This is a genomic window from Anoxybacillus sp. FSL W8-1294 (assembly GCF_037965005.1).
Classification (GTDB): Bacteria; Bacillota; Bacilli; order Bacillales; family Anoxybacillaceae; genus Anoxybacillus; species Anoxybacillus flavithermus_G.
Genome location: NZ_CP150179.1, coordinates 677,708 through 696,901, shown reverse-complemented (window position 1 = coordinate 696,901; position 19,194 = coordinate 677,708). Strand labels below are relative to the sequence as shown.

17 protein-coding genes are annotated in these 19,194 nt (G+C 41.1%); all 17 read right to left on the bottom strand.

Translation table 11 applies throughout. The annotated features are described in order from the left end of the window. Positions 1-24 precede the first annotated feature (24 nt). Complete coding sequence (gene ytxC / locus NSQ23_RS03740; RefSeq protein WP_339173047.1) at positions 25-879, bottom strand: putative sporulation protein YtxC; 855 nt, start codon at positions 877-879, stop codon at positions 25-27. A 62-nt stretch (positions 880-941) separates the two neighbouring features. Then, a complete protein-coding gene (gene dnaI / locus NSQ23_RS03735; protein ID WP_339173044.1) occupies positions 942-1,874 on the bottom strand; it encodes a primosomal protein DnaI in 933 nt (310 codons plus the stop codon). Positions 1,875-1,884: 10 nt separating this feature from the next. Continuing rightward, positions 1,885-3,282, bottom strand: coding sequence for a replication initiation and membrane attachment family protein (locus NSQ23_RS03730; RefSeq protein WP_339173041.1), 1,398 nt, complete (start codon positions 3,280-3,282; stop codon positions 1,885-1,887). Positions 3,283-3,315: 33 nt separating this feature from the next. Next, on the bottom strand, positions 3,316-3,786 hold the full coding sequence (gene nrdR, locus NSQ23_RS03725; RefSeq protein WP_004889087.1) for a transcriptional regulator NrdR: 471 nt from the start codon (positions 3,784-3,786) through the stop codon (positions 3,316-3,318). Positions 3,787-3,995: 209 nt separating this feature from the next. Beyond that, complete coding sequence (locus tag NSQ23_RS03720; RefSeq protein ID WP_339172569.1) at positions 3,996-5,345, bottom strand: ISLre2 family transposase; 1,350 nt, start codon at positions 5,343-5,345, stop codon at positions 3,996-3,998. Between the two features lie 149 nt (positions 5,346-5,494). Next, on the bottom strand, positions 5,495-5,890 hold the full coding sequence (locus NSQ23_RS03715; protein WP_339173038.1) for a cytosolic protein: 396 nt from the start codon (positions 5,888-5,890) through the stop codon (positions 5,495-5,497). A gap of 75 nt (positions 5,891-5,965) precedes the next feature. Then, positions 5,966-6,340, bottom strand: a complete 375-nt coding sequence (speD, locus tag NSQ23_RS03710) for an adenosylmethionine decarboxylase (RefSeq protein WP_091702459.1) — start codon at positions 6,338-6,340, stop codon at positions 5,966-5,968. Between the two features lie 241 nt (positions 6,341-6,581). Then, positions 6,582-7,610: a glyceraldehyde-3-phosphate dehydrogenase gene (locus tag NSQ23_RS03705; protein ID WP_339173033.1), complete on the bottom strand. Its 1,029-nt coding sequence runs from the start codon at positions 7,608-7,610 to the stop codon at positions 6,582-6,584. A gap of 106 nt (positions 7,611-7,716) precedes the next feature. Further along, complete coding sequence (gene coaE, locus NSQ23_RS03700; RefSeq protein WP_339173029.1) at positions 7,717-8,319, bottom strand: dephospho-CoA kinase; 603 nt, start codon at positions 8,317-8,319, stop codon at positions 7,717-7,719. An 11-nt stretch (positions 8,320-8,330) separates the two neighbouring features. Further along, the gene (gene ytaF, locus NSQ23_RS03695) at positions 8,331-8,954 is read right to left on the bottom strand and encodes a sporulation membrane protein YtaF (protein ID WP_339173026.1); all 624 of its coding nucleotides are present in this window, start codon (positions 8,952-8,954) and stop codon (positions 8,331-8,333) included. A 66-nt stretch (positions 8,955-9,020) separates the two neighbouring features. Then, positions 9,021-9,842 carry a DNA-formamidopyrimidine glycosylase gene (mutM, locus tag NSQ23_RS03690; RefSeq protein WP_004889081.1) on the bottom strand — a complete coding sequence of 274 codons (822 nt, stop codon included), beginning with the start codon at positions 9,840-9,842 and terminating at the stop codon, positions 9,021-9,023. An 18-nt stretch (positions 9,843-9,860) separates the two neighbouring features. Beyond that, a complete protein-coding gene (polA, locus tag NSQ23_RS03685; RefSeq protein ID WP_339173023.1) occupies positions 9,861-12,488 on the bottom strand; it encodes a DNA polymerase I in 2,628 nt (875 codons plus the stop codon). A 194-nt stretch (positions 12,489-12,682) separates the two neighbouring features. Beyond that, entirely contained in the window at positions 12,683-14,446 is a 1,764-nt protein-coding gene (locus tag NSQ23_RS03680) for an ATP-binding protein (RefSeq protein WP_339173020.1), read from the bottom strand. Then, positions 14,439-15,155 (bottom strand): response regulator transcription factor, encoded by a 717-nt coding sequence (locus tag NSQ23_RS03675; protein WP_004889078.1) that lies wholly within the window; start codon positions 15,153-15,155, stop codon positions 14,439-14,441. Before NSQ23_RS03675 ends, NSQ23_RS03680 begins: the two co-directional genes overlap by 8 nt. 222 nt (positions 15,156-15,377) lie before the next feature. Continuing rightward, a complete protein-coding gene (iscB, locus tag NSQ23_RS03670) occupies positions 15,378-16,658 on the bottom strand; it encodes an RNA-guided endonuclease IscB (protein ID WP_339174266.1) in 1,281 nt (426 codons plus the stop codon). Positions 16,659-16,946: 288 nt separating this feature from the next. Then, on the bottom strand, positions 16,947-17,885 hold the full coding sequence (gene mdh / locus NSQ23_RS03665; protein WP_129000708.1) for a malate dehydrogenase: 939 nt from the start codon (positions 17,883-17,885) through the stop codon (positions 16,947-16,949). A gap of 23 nt (positions 17,886-17,908) precedes the next feature. Beyond that, positions 17,909-19,183: an NADP-dependent isocitrate dehydrogenase gene (icd, locus tag NSQ23_RS03660; protein ID WP_035020117.1), complete on the bottom strand. Its 1,275-nt coding sequence runs from the start codon at positions 19,181-19,183 to the stop codon at positions 17,909-17,911. Positions 19,184-19,194 lie beyond the last annotated feature (11 nt).

Here is a 19,194-nt window from a genome sequence, read left to right as displayed (position 1 = left end):
GTGTCCTCATCATCACTTTTGGCTTTATTCATTATGTATGTCATTATAAGCATACTTTTTTGGAAAATCAAGAGGTGTTCGTAGCTCAATTCGCTCTTGAAATACGTTTTGAATCGTTTGAATCATCCCAACATCTGTCACATCGGTATATATCCATATTTTTTCTGGCGCAATAGAGACGAGCGGTGCTAATACAGATGTATCAATATACATCGGCTGACTCACCATCAATCTACGGTCAATCCACTGCTTCAGCTGCTGAGGTGACAAGTAGACGAATCGCTCATCGAAAAATTGAAACGATCCGTGCTCATATAATACGTGAAGAGCATTCATTTGCGGCGGGCGTGATGCAACAATTTCACGCAACATATGAACAAATGATTGGTATTCTTGCTCTAATTTGTATTCGTCAATGGCTAATTCGACATAATGCATAAGACGGTCATAATACGGCTTCAAACGAAAAGTCATAAGCGATTCAAACGAAAACAACCCTTCATGCAAACATTCATGCAACGATTGCGCAATTAATTGCTCACGCGGCATATTCGTTTTTTTTCCAAGGCGATAGTAATGTCTCTCACCGTCAATAAACGAATAAGCGAGCTGTAAAATTTGTTGTTGTTCTTCTTCGTTTTCATAAAAAAATGTGCGCGAAATGATCGATAAAAGCCAACGTGCTTCAAATGCTCGAATGATGCATGAAGTAAAAATCGGAATGAACAATGCGCGCATATGCGCAACATTCGATTCATGAAAAAAAACGGTAATCGTCTTGTCGTCGTAAAGCAATTTTCCATATGGTTGTGGCGCTTTACTTAATTCTGCAAATAGTCGTTGTGCATCTTGTCCATCTTGAAATACGATATAAATCAACGGTGCCCCCCCTTTTCCCGAAACATGCTTGTTTTATATATATGGGGGACACCGTCTGTTTATCACATGTCGATTCGGCGATTTTTTCCTTTCATTTCGATCGGAGTAGCTAAATAGACAATTCGTTCAATGATTCGCGCTGCTTTCACTTGCTCTTCTTCACCGCGCTGCGAATGGGCAAGATGGTGAGTAAGACGTTTTAAATCGAAATTTGATGTAAAGCATGTCGGCAAATGCTCAAGCATGCGATATTGCAAAATCGGACCGAGCACCTCATCGCGCCACCAACTTGACATTAATTCTGCTCCTAAATCATCAAGCATAAGCACAGGCACTTGCTTCGCATATTCGATCGTATCTTGAAACGCGTCCGTTTGAAGTGCCGATTTTAATGAACGAACAAATTCCGGCACGTACACAAGAAATGAAGCAATATGTCTTTGAGCTAATTCATTCGCCATCGCTGCTAACAAGTATGTTTTTCCTACTCCAAATGATCCATATAAATATAGCCCTTTTATTCGTTTACCTACTTCATACGTCGATGCAAATGTATTCGCAAGTTCGATCGCTTCAATACGCCCAAGATCGTCCGTTTCTAGCTTATCAAATGATGCTTGTAACATATCACGCGGGATAAACAAACTACGAATGAGCGATTGTTGTTTTTTTCGTTCATCTTCTTGCACTTTGCGAGCGCAGCGCTCGTATTGCACATCAATGTTTTTCCCTTGCCAAATTAAATGTGGTGTATAACCTTTCAGCAAATTAGGACACTGTTCTAAACTTGAACAACGCTCACAATGTTTACTTTGTTGTACAAACTCATACAATTTGCCAAGATGGCGATTTAACATCGCATCTGTCACATCATGACCACGTAAAAACGATTGAACGTGTGGATCGTTTAAAATATCGCGTTTCATCGCCTCATATCGCTCTTTAAAATCATGACGATTCATCAAATGGTGGATAGTTTCCCGAATTGGTTTCATCATTTATCCCCTAACTTTTCGGCTTTTTCAACCGTTCTTCCAACTCGCGCCGTTTTTGTTCTAGCTCTTCTTCCGATCTCATTTGTTTTCGTTCAAATTGTGAATAGTCTGTTTGTAACCAATCTGGCAACATCTCAGTACGAATCGGCTTTTTCGACCCTTTTTCCTCTTTTTCTTTCATAAATGTTTCGTATTCACGCGCTTCTTTTTTCGCCAATTCCATCGCTTGTTTGACCGTACGCACTTTTTTTCTCGCCCACGAACTAGCAATTTTTTCTACATATTTTTTCGGAAGCTTCATATCTGTACGTAACATGACGTAATAAATAAGCACATTCATGACGCCTGGTGGCAGTTTTTGCTTAAACATCATTTCTTCAATTAGCTGCAAATCCGCTAACGCCGGTTCAGCTCCACCAGAAAAGTCCATAAGCAACTGTCTCGGTGAAACGGTTTCGAGCTGTTTCATTAAATATTCTTCTTCGTTTTTTGGCTCGACATGCGCCATCGTCCGCTCCGCTAACGGTTGCACGCGATCATATAGCCGCGGAAGCGCCTCACCACGTTCAAATTGATACCATTCTTGCGCCGCTTTTCTTAATGATTCGATATCAATTTGTTCTGAGGGATCGATGACGCTCATCACAATTTTTTGCATGTCAAGCGGACCAATGCCATATAAAAAAGCTAGCTTTTTGATCGCATCTTTCACTTTTGCAGTAATCGCACGACGTGGGACGAGATGATGAGACAGTCCTGCATAAAATGCGTCAAAATCAAATATATCATCTTGCATCGTATACATCGCTTGTTCTTTTCCTATATACTGATGCCCGTCTTGGAGCGTTACTTCTTGCTTCGCTTCGTCGCCTAACTTATGAATCATTTTTTCAGGCTGGATCGATGAAAATACATCGTGAAATGAGCGCGTCACAGGTACAAAAGAAGTGCGATCGATAGCACGATCAGAAAAAAACTTTTTCAACTTTTGAAATTTCGTTTTTCCTACACGATCATATAAAAATACATTTAACACACCATCAGTGAAAAATTGTTCTGGTGTAAGGGGAAGGCGAAGCTCGTAAATAAATACGCGTTCATCATCTGCATTCGTTCGCTTCATATACGTATTTAACAACCCGATTCCCTCAAGTTTTAAACGTTCAGCGTATATCGTTGGCAAACTGCATTGCATAATTGCCATTAAACTATGGTGTGTCGTCTCTTCACTCCATAAGCGTGTTTGCTCAAGTTCGCTCCATAACGTCATATATAAACTATACGCTTGCGCACCAATTAACGGTTGATATAACAGTGTCAATACTTTCCGATCTAGTTCACTTAAAACACCATTGGCGTGGACAATATATCGGTCGACCGCAATTAATTCTTTCCAACTATATTCCATATTATCGACCTTCTTCATATGAAAAAGAGCATATTATGCCCTTTCTCCTTGTTCTTTTTTTATTAGTTCTTTTAATTCCTCGATAAAGACGTTTAAATCTTTAAACTGGCGGTATACAGAAGCAAAACGAACATAAGCGACTTCGTCAATTTTGGACAATCGTTCCATCACCATTTCACCGATCGTTTCGCTTTTCACCTCATTCATGCCGCTATTGCGTAATTCCCGCTCAATTTGCCGCGTTACTTCTTCTAATTGTTCAAGGGCAACCGGACGCTTTTCGCACGCTTTAATGAGACCGCGCAATATTTTTTCACGGCTAAATTCTTCTCGTGTTCCTTCTTTTTTGACAACAATAAGCGGCGATTCTTCCACTTTCTCAAACGTTGTAAAGCGAAAATGACAACGTTCACATTCACGACGGCGACGAATAGAACGCCCTTCATCAACAGGACGCGAGTCGAGCACACGCGTTCCGTTGTGGTGACACGACGGGCATTTCATATATATCAGCTCCCTAGCAGTAATTTTACTTTTATAGTAGACAAAAAAAGGACGATGTACAACTACTTCTCTCCATATGTTTGAGTCAAGACTTTGTGGGAGATTTTTTTCTCGACCGATTTTTTTGGTTATATATGGTTTTATAAAATCGTTATATGTAAGCGCTTTTACTTACTCTCATCCTGTAGGTATGTGCGTTTTCTCTCGTTTTAAAAACCTTTCAATGCTTGCAATGCCTCGTAAATCGGTGTCCCTGAAGATTGGCGAAGGTATGGGATGTTATCTCGTACCACTTCTGTCATTTGCGTTTGCACGCGCTTCAGTGCCTTTTTCACGATCGTTTCTCGTTTCGTTTCTTCTCGTTCTTCCACGCCATACATCACTCCATCGCGTGTCCGAATGAGTAACGTATCTTTTATCGCGACGATCGCTCGCAACATCGCTTCAATCCCTGCATCCCTCCAACTTCGACCGTTTTTACTTCGTTTCGCAAACACATGCATCGTTGCTTCCGCACTCCCCATCGCCCTCATGTTTGTCGTGTCAATCCCTTTTTCCTTCAACCATACGCGATAGTCACGCAAACATCCTGGCATCTCCTCGATTCGACGAACAAGCGCCTCGAGTTGCTTTTCCTTCTCCTCATGTTCTAACGTACCGATGGCACTTGTGAGTTCTCGTAACACGCCTTCTTCATCCCATGATGCTAACTTCTTTCGAATCACCCGATATCTCGCATGACCTCGGAACAATTGACGAATCTCTCTTGCCACATGGAACCGATCAAGCTGAAAGTACCCCCTGTCCCCGAAATATTCTCGACACGCTGTAATCCATGGGGCTCCATCTCCATTGATGACCACCCAATCCTCAAACGGATCATAGCTGTATTCCTTCATCAGAAAATTCTCTACAGCTTCCCAAATCGGTTCATTCGTTTGATGAACCATATACCGTCGATTCACTAAGGATACGCGTTTCCCGTTTTTCTCCCATCCTTGGTGAATCGTGATGATCTTTTCTTCTTTTCCTTTGATGCGGCTTCGTTGACGTTTCACGTACAACCCGTCTGCTTCGATAAAAAACACGCGCCCTTTTTTCTCCATCGCACGGTGCCCTTCCACCTCTGCCTCGATGATGGACTGGCGAATCGTTTCGTGACTCATACATGCATACCCCACCAGCTTTTCAAGCGACTGCGCAGCCTGTCGATACGAAGAACCCGTCACGGCGAGATGAATCGCTGTCTCCTCTAATAGCGGACTCACTCCATGCGCCCCATCGAACTGAAGAAAGACATCGAGTAAAGACGTATACACCTTTTTTTCACGGTCAAAGTAGTAGTTTCGCTTCACTTCCACCTCTCCAAATAGCGTTTGGAGTCGGATCGTCCGCTTATCTTTGAGCGCATATCGTTTCTTGTCCCGCTGTTCTGCCAATGTGCGGTCGATCTCCTCCAACACCTGTTGAAGGAGATGACCATATTGTTTTTGCATATGTCTAAATAAAGACTGTTCGATCTCTTTTAATGTCAAGCCGTTTGTGATATAATCCTGCATGGGCTCCACTCCTTTCTTTGGTTGTATTTTTTTCGCACTTACTACCTTACCAGGAAGAGAGCCCGTTTTTCATCTATTTTGCTTACATATCTGACAGGTTCCTTATTATACCAAATCAGGAACCTGTCTTTTTTTCTCCCACAAACATTTTACTCATACTCTCCATATATTCCCGACCCGATGTATGTTAATCGTTTCGCTAATTCGTCATACAAGCGGATGATGAGCTGGCGACTAAATCCGAAATCAACAGGAAGCCATGTTGTTTCCGTTGTCACTGAAAAGTCAATTGCTGTTTCAAACGGTCGAACAGAAATAACCGTCACGACGATAAACGCTTTTTTTCCTTTCGTTAGCGATACGCTCATTTCTCCTCGTTCTTCTGATATCGCTACAATACGACACCCATCCATCTGTTCAAACATTTCTTTCACTACTTGTAATGCAGTGGATTGTGTCGTTTTGTAATAACGGCTTTTTAGCTGTTCATCCGAATGACGTTCAGATGTTTCATTATGATTTGTTAGTATATGCTTCCATTTCACTGTTCGTCTCCTCACTTTTCAATGAATGATAAAAAAGAGGTGCAGAATCTACACCTCTTTTTCTCTTACACTTTATTATAAAGCTTTTGCTTGTTTAATTTCAATTGGACCCATACCACGAGGCAATTCAATTGTTTCACGCGTTTGCGCACCTAATGCTTCAGCGATGTAATCCGCCGCAATCGTTGGATCTAAATCACCACATGTGTACACATCAATGCTAGCATAGCCATGCTCAGGAAAACTATGGATAGTTAAATGTGATTCAGAAATGATGACAACACCGCTAACGCCTTGTGGTGCAAATTTATGAAACGCAACTTCACGAATTTCAGCACCAGACTTTAACGCTGCATCAACAAATGTTTTTTCAATAAACTCCATGTCATTTAACTTATCAAAATCGCATCCCCAAAGTTCTGAGATAACGTGACGACCCATTGTATCCATGATCGTATCCCCCTTTTATAAATTTTGAAAAAAATAAACGATGAATTTCTTTTGCTTTCTGGAATGTATAACTACCACGGGGGAAAGTTAGTCCAAAGAGGTCCTAACCCTTTAAGTAGTCACATTACCACGCGTTCAAGAAGTTCACGAAACATAGTATACTTCGTTTATATATTTTTTTCAATATCGTTTTTTATTTTTTTATCAAATGGGCAGAAAAATAACGCTGGGAACCCCAGCGTTATACATTCGCAACCGCTTCATTTTTTAACAATTGTTTCGCAACTAGTTTTGCTAAATCAACAACGCGACAAGAATAGCCCCATTCGTTATCATACCATGCTAACACTTTTACTTTCCGATTTTCGATCACCATTGTCGATAACCCATCAACAATCGCAGAATGTGGATTTGTATTAAAATCAATGGATACAAGCGGTTCCATCGTCACGTCTAAAATGCCTTTTAACTCCCCGCGAGCTGCTTGCATAAATGCTTCATTCACTTCATCGACTGTCACATCTTTTTTCACATCGACAACGACGTCAACAAGTGAAACGTTTGGCGTCGGAACGCGCAACGCCATGCCGTGCATTTTTCCTTTTAAATGTGGCAATACAAGTGCTAAGGCTTTAGCCGCACCTGTTGTTGTCGGAATGATCGATTGTGCGCATGAACGTGCTCGACGTAAATCTTTATGTGGATTGTCGATGTTTTTTTGATCGTTTGTGTAGGCATGAACAGTTGTCATAAGTCCATTTTCGATGCCAAACGCTTCATCAAGCACTTTCACAACGGGCGCTAAACAGTTTGTTGTACATGAAGCGTTTGAAATGATGACGTGCTCTGGAGAAAGCATATGTTCATTGACTCCCATTACAATCGTGACATCCTCATCTTTTCCTGGTGCAGTTAAAATAACACGCTTTGCTCCCGCTTCGACGTGCATCATCGCCTTTTCTTTTGCGTTAAACTTTCCCGTTGCTTCGATAACGATATCGATTTGAAGCTCTCCCCACGGTAATAGTCGTGGATCACGTGAATTTAATAGTTGTACTTTTTTTCCATTTACAATTAAACCATCTTCAACAGGAACGACATCCCCATCAAATTTACCATGGTTCGAATCATATTTTATTAAATGAGCTAACGTTTCAGGCGGATAGCTCGCATTAATGGCTACAATGTCAACATCATTGTCCATAATAGCTTTTCGGAACACCATACGTCCAATGCGTCCGAACCCGTTAATCGCTACTCTCGCTTTCATTATATAGCCCCTTTCAGTATATATGTTATACTATTTATCTGTTATTCACAAAAATAGTATAACATTTTTAAGGTGTTTATGCTATAAAAAAATAAAAAAGGGCGTCCTATTTTTCAAGGATACCCCAACGCATTAAACATGCATGCAATTGTCGTTTCGTTTCTTCAATCGTTCCGTTATTATCGATGACAGCATCTGCTTTTTTTCGTTTTTGTTCGAGCGGCATTTGCGATTTTATACGCGCCCATGCTTCTTCAACGGAAAAACCGTTACGCTCACAAAGACGCCGTAGCTGCGTTTGTTCGTCTACATATACGACAAGAATACGATCAACGAGATGTTCTAATTTACTTTCAAATAAAAGCGGAATATCGAGAACAACAGATTTTTCCCCTCTTCTTGCATATTGCTCTTTTTGTTGTAGCATATGTTTACGTACGAGCGGATGAACGATGGCATTTAACTGTTTTCGCTTTTGTTCATCATGAAATACAATCGCACCAAGCTTACGTCGATCAATCGCACCATTTGAGTCTAAAATGTCGCTTCCAAACGTTTCAACAATTGATTGATACGCCTCACCGTCGATGGCTGTGACACGGTGAGCGATTTCATCTGCATCAATGACAGGAATATGTAAGTCACGGAACATCGCCGCGACCGTACTTTTTCCACTAGCGATACCCCCTGTTAATCCGATCGTTAACAACGCCTTCACCCCTATCTCATTTTAAAAATACCAATGACAATAAGCATAATCCCAGGTAAAAACGAGTATTTTTGTAGCCAGTCATACTTTCTAAACGATTTTCCAATTTTCAATCCGCTAAATAAGAAACTAAAGCTAAGCAAGCAAACGAGAAATGTAGTAAACGCTACCGAATAGTTTAAAAGCGCCGCGCTTACGCCTGCTCCAAACGCATCGAGCGACAAGGCGATTCCTAAAAATACAGCCTCCATCCCTGTAATCGTTCCTGAACGGTCAAAATCAGCCATCGTTGGTTTGTGCAAAATTTGAATGACAATGCCGAGCGAACGAATTTCTACGTTCATTAAAAATTTTTCTTCATTTTTATCTCTCTTGAGCACGGATTGAATAATCATCCATAATCCTAATATGATTAATATCCCCCCACCCATTGCGTTGGCAACGGTTGGCGAAAAAAACATATATAACATGCGACCAATGCCCATCGCTACTACAAATGTCATGCATGAAAAAAACGAAATAATCAGCAACGAACGAAGAGGAACATGTACATTCCGCATACCATACGTAATACCGACAGTCAACCCATCAATGCTTACAGCAAACGCAAGCAAAAATAAAGACCATGTAATCATATACGCCCGCCCCTTCCTTGAAAAGCTACCATAGTATATGGAAGAGGTCTAGGCAATGTTCTTACATTACGTTTGACAATGTTTACAATAATGTGTGCCGCGATTGGCTACAGTTGTTTTGGAAATGGGATTTCCACAACGACGGCATGGCATGTTGGCACGGCCGTATACATACAATTGCGTTTGAAACGTCCCTGTCTTCCCTTGCGTATTCACATATGTTCGAACGGTACTTCCACCTTTTTCAATCGCTTCTTGTATCGTTTGAACAATTGCCTCATGTAATGCTTCGATTTCCCGTATCGTTAACGTCGTTGCTGTCCGCTCTGGATGAATGGACGAACGAAATAATACTTCATCGACATAAATATTGCCTAATCCTGCGACAATCGTTTGATCAAGCAATGTCGCTTTTATTGTACGTTTTGTTCGTTGAAGTCGATCTGTAAGCCATGCAACCGTAAATTGCTCATCGAACGGCTCAACCCCAATACTTGATAAAGGAGGGACACGGAATTCTTCACCTTTATTAAATAAATGCATCGTACCAAATTTGCGCACATCGCGATAACGAAGTTCCGTCTGATCTGTGAATGTAAAAAAAATGTGTGTATGTTGATCAAATGGAGCATCTTCTTTTTCATATATATAACGTCCTTCCATCCGCAAATGAGAAACGAGGACGACATCATCCAATTGAAAGAGTAAAAATTTACCTCTCCGCTGAATATCGTGAATCGTCTGTCCTTTCAGACACTCACAAAACGTAGCTACATCAGGGTGCTGAATAATTTTTGACCAATGCACTTTCACACGTTCGATCGTTTTACCAACAACAAGTGGAAGCAATGTCCGCCTCACCATTTCGACTTCAGGTAATTCTGGCATGGTTGCTCCCCCCTTTCGTTACTTCGCATCATACCATGTTGGACCAAAATGATAGTCGACTTTTAACGGAACACGTAATGATACTGCGTTCTCCATCACATCTGGTACGATTTTTTTCAACAATTCAATTTCTTCTTTTGGTGCTTCTAAAATCAATTCGTCATGTACTTGCAGCAACAAACGAGTTTGCAGTCGTTCTTCATGCAGACGCTTAGCTAAATCAATCATCGCTTTTTTAATAATATCCGCAGCGCTTCCTTGAATTGGCGTGTTCATCGCTGTTCGCTCAGCAAAACTGCGAACGTTAAAGTTACTACTTGTAATATCCGGCAAATAACGGCGACGATGAAGCAATGTCGTCACATATCCTTTTTGTTTTGCATCTTGTACGATCTCTTCCATATACCGCTTTACACCCGGATAACTTCGAAAATATCGTTCAATAAATTCGGCTGCCTCTTTGCGCGTGATGCCTAAGTTTTGCGATAATCCGTAGTCGCTAATCCCGTAAACGATGCCAAAATTGACTGCTTTCGCTTGACGGCGCATATGAGCGGTCACTTCGTCTTCCTTGACATGAAAAATATCCATCGCCGTTTTCGTATGAATATCAAGGTCGTGGTGAAACGCGGCAATTAAATTTTCATCATTAGCAATATGCGCTAAAACGCGCAACTCGATTTGAGAATAATCAGCTGCAAAAATAACCCAATCGTCTGAGGATGGGACAAACGCTTGACGAATTTTTCTTCCTTCCTCAATACGAATAGGGATATTTTGTAAATTAGGCTCTGTAGAGCTTAAACGTCCCGTTTGAGTCAACGCTTGTTGAAAAATCGTATGCACTTTTCCTGTATCTTTTCGGACGACTTTCATTAATCCTTCGACATATGTGGATTGTAATTTTCCGAGCTGACGATAGTGTAAAATTTGCTCAATAATTTCATGGTATGGCGCTAACTTTTCTAGAACGTCCGCGGAGGTAGAGTAACCCGTTTTCGTTTTTTTCACAATCGGCAACTGAAGTTTTTCAAATAAAATCGTTCCTAGTTGTTTCGGGGAATTAATGTTAAACGTTGTTCCTGCAAGTTCATAAATGCGTTGCTCAATTTGTTCGAGTTGAGCAGTGAACTCTTTTCCCATCTGTTCCAAACGATCAACATCCACTTTCACACCGTAAAATTCCATTTGTGCTAAAATAAACGTAAGCGGTAATTCTAAATGTACAAGCAATTCAAATTGTTCATTTCGCTTTAGTTCTTGAATATATGTTTCTTTCAACGAAGCGATCGCTTTCGCCTTTCGTACGAGATGTTCAGCTAATACATTTGTCGGCGGAATAGCTTGTTTCGCTCCTTTTCCATATACTTCTTCGTCGCTTTGTACATCCGTATATTGCTTCGTTTTTGCAACGGCCGCCACATCCCCATTCGCATCGGTCGGATTGAGCAAGTATGCAGCTAATAATAGATCAAAATCGACACCTTTAAGTTCAATACCGTTCCACTTCAGCGCAACGATCGCTCGTTTGGCATCAAACACACTTTTTTTACATTGCTCATCTTCAAGCCATCTTTTAAATCGTGATGAAGCGAGAGCTATGTCCGTCGGAATAAAAAAGTGTCCACGCTCATTCACAAGCGCAAAGCCAAGAATAGGCGCTTGATGATAATTCGCATCCATCACTTCAACAACAAGTGCACCTTCTTTTGTCAACATGTGCTCATCAATCGCTTGAACCGTAACAAACGAAATATCGGTTAATGATAGTTGTTCTTGTGAAATTTGACCAATTTTGTCCATAAGCGAAGTGAAACCGAGCTCTTGGAATAACGCTGCCACCCGCTCGCTATCATATGACTCCCATGCTAACTCATCGAGCGATAGTGTCAATGGAACATCACGATGAATGGTTGCCAACTGTTTACTTAGTAACGCTTGTTCACGGTACGTTTGTAAGTTTTCCTTCAATTTTTTTCCAGAAATATGTTCAAGTGAGGCAAGTACATGTTCAATCGTTCCATATTCTTTTAATAATTTTAATGCTGTTTTCTCTCCGACTCCCGGAACGCCTGGAATATTATCTGATGCATCGCCCATTAATCCTTTCAAATCAACAATTTGTGCAGGCGTTAGCCCATACTTCTCAAATACGTATTCCGGTGTATATCGCTCCATATCTGTTATGCCTTTTTTCGTGACATGAACATGAATACGTTCCGACGCTAATTGTGTCAAATCGCGATCTCCCGAAATAATGACGACGTCAAACCCTTCTTTTTCTGCTTTGGTGGCAAGCGTTCCGATAATATCGTCTGCTTCATAATTTTCAAGTTCGTACGTACGAATGTTATATGCATCCAGCAGTTCGCGTAAAAACGGAAACTGTTCCGATAATTCTGGTGGCGTTTTTTGTCTCCCACCTTTATATTCTGTATATACTTCATGACGAAATGTCGTTTTTCCTGCGTCAAACGCGACAAGCATATGCGTCGGCTTTTCTTCTTCAATGAGTTTCATTAACATCATTGTAAAACCGTAAATGGCGTTTGTATGAATGCCTTTATCGTTATGTAAGAGCGGCAATGCAAAAAAAGCGCGATAAGCGATGCTATTACCATCAATTAAAACGAGTTTGTTTGCCAAACCGAAAACCTCCTCTTGTATTCATTTACGCTTATTTTACCATGATTGCCTCCAAAAAAGAAAAAAGACGAGAACGTTCGCTGTCCTCGCCTATTCCAAGACAATCGGATTCTTGGATGAAGGGGTTTTCACCTGTTATGTTATCAATATTTTTTTAATATATGGTAAATCAATTGTAAATATATCGTTAAAAATCATTCATTGCTGTAAGCGTCAACATGGAAATGAACAGTAAACGTCGTACCTACTCCCACTTTGCTTTTTACGGAAATTGTACCGTGATGCGCCTCCACTAAATGTTTCACGATCGCTAATCCAAGACCCGTACCACCTGAGTTGCGACTTCGTGCTTTGTCCACACGATAAAATCGTTCAAAAATACGTGGAATTTCTTTTTGTTCAATTCCAATTCCTGTGTCACTTACATGAACGTGTATCTCTTTATCATCTTTCTCCACATAGACCGTTACGCGTCCACCAGCTGGTGTATAAGCGATCGCGTTATTAATTAAATTAATAAAAATTTGCTTTAAACGATGTAAATCGCCATACATATAACAAAGCGGTGCATTCGATGTACATTCCAATGTGATTTGTTTATCGTTTGCTTTCGCTTCAAGCATAACGATAACTTCCTTCAATACTTCATGCAAGTCAACAACGGATATATTTAACGTAAATCCTTGCTGTTCGATTTTTGACAAATCAAGCAAATCTTGAATTAAATGTTGAAGACGCTCACTTTCCTTTAAAATAATCGTTAAAAAGTATTCAAGCGTTTGAGCATCGTGCATCGCCCCATCTAACAACGTTTCTGCAAAACCTTTAATGGACGTAATCGGTGTTTTTAACTCGTGAGAAACATTGGCGACAAAATCTTTGCGCATTTGTTCAAGTTTTTTTAGCTCAGTAATATCATGGAACACAACGATAATTCCTTTCCATTCGTCGTTTGTCCCAATAATTGGCGTTCCGTACACTTCAAAATGTTTCCGTTCAATGTCGATCGGAAGGAGCATTTGTTTACGTACATTTACCTCTGTCATAAATATTTCTTCTACAAGTGCAATCACTTCCTTATATGGGAACGCCTCATAATATAAACGATGAACATAGTCAGACGGATCGATATGGAACATTTCTTTATATGCGCGGTTCATGAGAGAAATGTAGCCTCGCTGATCGATTAAAATTAAGCCGCTCCCTATATTTTCGATGAGGGCACGCAAGCGGTCTTGTTGCATCTCTTGCATCCGTACCATCTCCTGCAAATTCCGCGCCAAAATGTTTAACGACTGGCTGAGCATCCCTGTTTCATCTTCTCTACTTTCATACGTCCGCGCTTTATAATTGCCGCGCGCCAACTCCATCGCTACTTTTGTTGCCGCTTCAATCGGCTTTGTATATTGATTTGTAATTTTAATACCTAATAAAAGAATAATGAAAAAAGCAATGCTTAAGCTAAGCGTAAGCAACAGCCAAATTTGTTCATCTACCTGCTCGATCGCATCCATAGATAAACTCATGACAATATGTCCGAGCTTCTGGTCACGCTGCCAAAATGGTACAGCATAATAATATACATTTTGTTCTTCTTGAAAAATAACAGGACGATCTTCTTGTTTTAGTAACGTTCGAATGAATGTTTTATGACGTTTTTCATCAATTGATACGTAATTGTTTGTATCAAACATGATCTGTCCTTCACGATCAACAATCGTGATGCGCGCCGACAACGTGTCGCTAATTGCTTGTAATTGTTGCTTAAACATATTAGATTGGAACGATTTATTTTCCATGTATAAAGCCAAAAGTTTTGCCTCTTTCTCTATTCGATCATGTACCGTGTCTGCATAAAATTTTTGAAACAATTGACCTAATAACAAACCTAGGCCAAACAACACGGATAAAATGACGGAAACAAGCCCAATCAGTAGGCGAGAGCGAAATTTATTCATCCGCTTTCGGCTCCTCCAGTTTATACCCTAAGCCACGTATCGTTTTAATATACACAGGCTTTCGCGTATCATGTTCGATTTTGTCACGCAAATGACTAATATGCACATCGACAATGCGTGTATCCCCAGCAAAATCGTAGTTCCATACTGCACTTAATAATTGATCACGTGTTAAGACACGACCTTTATATTTCGCTAAGTATGCTAGTAGTTCAAATTCTTTCGGGGTGAGTTCTAATCTTTGTTGTGCAAAATAAGCTTCATAACGATCAGGGAAAATTTTTAGTTGTCCGACAACGAGCGAATCGTCACTATGATTTTGCTTTTCCTCTTGTTCATGAATCACCGTTCGACGTAAAATCGCCTTCACACGTGCTACTACTTCACGTGGGCTAAACGGCTTTGTCATATAGTCATCGGCACCTAATTCAAGACCAAGCACTTTATCAAATTCGTCATCTTTTGCTGTCAACATTAAAATAGGGGTCATCACTTTTTGTTGACGCAAATGTTTACATACTTCAATTCCATCTAATTTCGGTAGCATTAAATCGAGAATGATGAAATCAGGGCGTTCCTCTAACGCTTTATGAAGTCCTTGTTCTCCATCATAAGCTGTCAATACAATAAACCCTGCCTGCTTTAAATTGTACTCTAGCAACGTGACGATCGACTGCTCATCATCGACAACTAACACACGTTTCGACATAGCCATCCTCCAACAACGTAAATTTGTTACATTTTTATTATAACGAGTTATTTGAAAAGAAAAAAACAAAAAAGAGGCAAAAGCCTCTTTTTAAAAGTTATCTAACGCTTTCTCTTCAACGAACGGATATGGCGGAACGACACGCAATGACCCAACTAATATTTCTTCACGAACACTTGCGCAAGGAAGCCCCTGCCTTAAGGCACGGGGAGGAATTGCACCTTACGCAATGTTCATTCCCTCCCTTCGATATGTGTATCCGTCGAATCGCTGAATGACTTGGACATATCTATAATTTATTCCTTGTGCGATACGTTTACCGTCCTTACCTTTAATATCGAAACTTCCAGTCTTTCTGCATGATACTTCGCCAAACCAAACGCCTTGATATTTCCCTCTTGGGATAACAGCCTTAACCATGTCCCCTGTTTGAAAACCAAAGAAGAACTTTTGTCTTGCCAAAAATCCTCTTGGAAAGCCATACTTATCAAGATTTGTACGAGAGCGACTTCCGCGTCCTTTTGCCTTGATAAATAATGCTTCTTTTGTTTTGAAATGCAATTGGAGTGGCGTGCTTTCGCCTACACAACAAGCATCAAAATAGTGAATTTTCGGTAGTCCTAATCGTATTCGATTCATTTTCGTTCGTGCGCCTGTTCCACACTCTACTTCGCATCCGCTTTGTTTTAACACTTCATACACTTTCCATCGAGTGGCATTCACTACACTTGCGTCTTTTAGCGTTTTTTTGACCATTTCTTGAATATGTGGATACCCGAATTCTTCTGCTGTCTTACTTCCTTTGCGCTGATTACAGTCATGACAGGCAAGACATAGGTTATCCACTCGGTCTGTTCCACCTCTCGATTTTGGAATGATATGCTCGATTTCAAGCGGAACGCCTTCTTTTCCACAATAACAGCATTTTCGTCCAAACTTTTCGAGCAAATACTCCCGTACTTCATATCCTTGTAGCGTACCTTGTTGATACTCTACACCATTGATTTCAGGATTTCGCATGAGTTGCGTGTCAAACTTTGCGTTCTCGTACGATATATGCTCAATCGGACATATCTTCCTTAAACGTTCCACCCATGTTTGAATATTTTGCACACGACTCTCTAACGATGGTGGCAACCACCCGTCTTTTCTCCTACGATTAAGAAAACGTGGTTTTCTGTATCGAGTTTTTCGCTTTCTTCTTGCACGACGAAACGCCCGTCTTTTGTCTAATCGCTCTTTGATGTCTGTGCGATGGTCAAGTTGTGCAAGCCACAACACTTCTTCTCCTCGCACAATCGCAAGTCCTGTGTGTTTACTTCCGTAATCGATTTTGAGCCGATACGGTGTTTTCGGTCGAAAATTATCGACAATTTCTTTTAAAATAATCGTAAATGGATAGCGTTTGTAGATCGCTGCTTTTCCTTGCTTTAATAACTTTCTTGCGACCGCCTCATGACAAGGGGCGAGTGGACGCTTATTTGTATCTAATACAAAAACCATAGGGTTCTCCCCTTTCCTCTGCATAAAGCAGGTAATATTCTCCTCGACCATGTTATAGATGCTTGTTATATGCAAGACACTAGCGCTACCCACCACGCTTGTTTAATCTTGCACGACAGAGGGTAGGGCTGGAGAAGCACCCCACCGTGTCATGACATCTATAACGTAGGCTCTGTTTCAAGCCTTGGTCTGGTCAACATGGGGCTTACAAGCCCATGACTTTAGTCATTGGGTTGTTGACCTTTGTTTGACCATATGCAAAAATTCGGGGGAACCCCCGAATTTTTGTTATTGTAATACTTTCATTACATTTTTCACCGACTCAACAGATTTTGCTAATGCCGCTTTTTCTTCCTCTGTTAACTCGAGCTCAATAACTTTTTCGATTCCGTTGCCACCTAAAATCGTTGGCACACCTAAATAAATTCCTTCATACCCGTATTCGCCTTCTAAATAAGCGATGGCTGGAAGAACTCGGCGCTGGTCTTTTACGATCGCTTCAACCATTTCAGCAAGGGATGCAGCTGGCGCATAATAGGCACTACCGTTACCAAGTAAGTTGACAATTTCACCGCCACCTTTGCGCGTACGTTCAACAATGGCATCTAACCGCTCTTTTGGGATTAACGTTTCAAGCGGAATGCCACCTGCATACGAATAGCGCACAAGCGGCACCATGTCATCTCCATGACCGCCTAAAACAAACCCTGTAATATCTTTCACAGATAAATTCAACTCTTGTGCAACAAATGTACGGAAACGTGCGGTATCTAATACTCCAGATTGACCGATGACGCGGTTTTTCGGAAAGCCAGATTCTTTAAAAACCGTATATGTCATCGCATCAACAGGATTCGTTAATACGATAATAAAGCAGTTCGGCGAATACTTGACTACTTCTTTCGTGACCGCCTTCATAATTCCTTGGTTTGTCGTGACTAAGTCATCGCGGCTCATGCCTGGTTTGCGCGCAATGCCCGCAGTGATGACAACAACATCCGAATCAGCGGTATCCGCATAATCCGACGTGCCAATAATGTTAGCGTCGAATCCGAGAACAGGGCTTGACTCAAGCATATCGAGCGCTTTTCCTTTTGTCGGATTTTCTAATTGTGGAACGTCGACAAGAACGATGTCCCCAAGCTCTTTTTGCGCTAAAATGAACGCCGTCGTCGCTCCCGTAAATCCAGCACCGATAATTGAGATTTTTTTTCGTTTCATACCCACGTTCTTCCATCCCCTTTTTTATTTTATTCTCCCATGTTTTGAATGAGAGCATCTGCGAATTCCGAACATTTCACTTCTGTTGCGCCTTCCATTAAACGAGCGAAGTCATATGTGACGACTTTTGAGGCAATCGTCTTCTCCATAGAGTCAACGATCAGTTTTGCCGCCTCATTCCAACCAAGATGTTCAAACATCATGACACCAGATAAGATGACCGACGATGGATTTACTTTATCCAATCCCGCATATTTTGGTGCAGTTCCGTGCGTTGCTTCAAAGATTGCATGGCCTGTTTCATAGTTAATATTTGCACCTGGTGCAATACCGATGCCACCTACTTGTGCTGCCAACGCATCAGAAATGTAGTCACCGTTTAAGTTCATTGTTGCAACAACATCGAACTCGCGCGGACGAGTTAAAATTTGTTGCAAGAAAATATCTGCAATCGCATCTTTCACAATGATTTTTCCTGCTGCTTCTGCTTCCGCTTGCGCGCGGTTTGCAGCTTCTTTTCCGTGCGTTTCAACGATGCGGTCATACTCCGCCCAAGTAAACACTTGATCGCCGAATTCTTGCTCAGCTAATTCATAGCCCCAGTTTTTGAACGCACCTTCTGTATATTTCATAATGTTTCCTTTATGAACGAGCGTGACAGATTTGCGACCATGTTCAATGGCGTATTTAATTGCTGCGCGCACTAATCGTTTCGTACCTTCTTCTGAAATTGGCTTAATACCGATTCCCGAGGTTTCAGGGAAGCGAATTTTACGCACACCCATTTCATTTTGCAAGAAATCAATTAATTTTCTCACTTCTGGTGTTCCTTTTGCATACTCAATTCCCGCATAAATGTCTTCCGTATTTTCACGGAAAATCACCATGTCTGTATCTTCAGGACGCTTGACCGGAGAAGGTACTCCTTTAAAATAACGAACTGGGCGTAAGCACACAAATAAATCGAGCTCTTGACGAAGCGCAACATTCAATGAACGAATTCCACCGCCTACTGGTGTTGTCAGCGGTCCTTTAATCGCAATTATGTATTCACGAATCGTATCAAGCGTTTCTTGTGGCAACCATTCACCAGTCAACTTAAACGCTTTTTCACCAGCAAGCACTTCTTTCCAAACGATTTTGCGCTCCCCTTTATAAGCTTTTTCCACAGCTGCTTCTAATACGCGAGATGCGGCTGCCCAAATATCGGGACCTGTCCCGTCCCCTTCAATAAATGGAATAATCGGATAGTTTGGAACGTTTAATACCCCGTTTGTAACCGTAATTTTTTCACCTTGCATCACAATAACGACCT

Bases quoted from the DNA above. Each gene is read 5' to 3' on its own strand.
- NSQ23_RS03730 (WP_339173041.1), bottom strand. From the start codon at position 3,282: ATGGAATATAGTTGGAAAGAATTAATTGCGGTCGACCGATATATTGTC.
- NSQ23_RS03705 (WP_339173033.1), bottom strand. From the start codon at position 7,610: ATGAAAGCGAGAGTAGCGATTAACGGGTTCGGACGCATTGGACGTATG.
- NSQ23_RS03675 (WP_004889078.1), bottom strand. From the start codon at position 15,155: ATGTCGAAACGTGTGTTAGTTGTCGATGATGAGCAGTCGATCGTCACG.
- speD (WP_091702459.1), bottom strand. From the start codon at position 6,340: ATGGATACAATGGGTCGTCACGTTATCTCAGAACTTTGGGGATGCGAT.
- NSQ23_RS03720 (WP_339172569.1), bottom strand. From the start codon at position 5,345: ATGCAGGATTATATCACAAACGGCTTGACATTAAAAGAGATCGAACAG.
- mutM (WP_004889081.1), bottom strand. From the start codon at position 9,842: ATGCCAGAATTACCTGAAGTCGAAATGGTGAGGCGGACATTGCTTCCA.
- nrdR (WP_004889087.1), bottom strand. From the start codon at position 3,786: ATGAAATGCCCGTCGTGTCACCACAACGGAACGCGTGTGCTCGACTCG.
- dnaI (WP_339173044.1), bottom strand. From the start codon at position 1,874: ATGAAACCAATTCGGGAAACTATCCACCATTTGATGAATCGTCATGAT.
- NSQ23_RS03680 (WP_339173020.1), bottom strand. From the start codon at position 14,446: ATGAATAAATTTCGCTCTCGCCTACTGATTGGGCTTGTTTCCGTCATT.
- ytaF (WP_339173026.1), bottom strand. From the start codon at position 8,954: ATGATTACATGGTCTTTATTTTTGCTTGCGTTTGCTGTAAGCATTGAT.
- iscB (WP_339174266.1), bottom strand. From the start codon at position 16,658: ATGGTTTTTGTATTAGATACAAATAAGCGTCCACTCGCCCCTTGTCAT.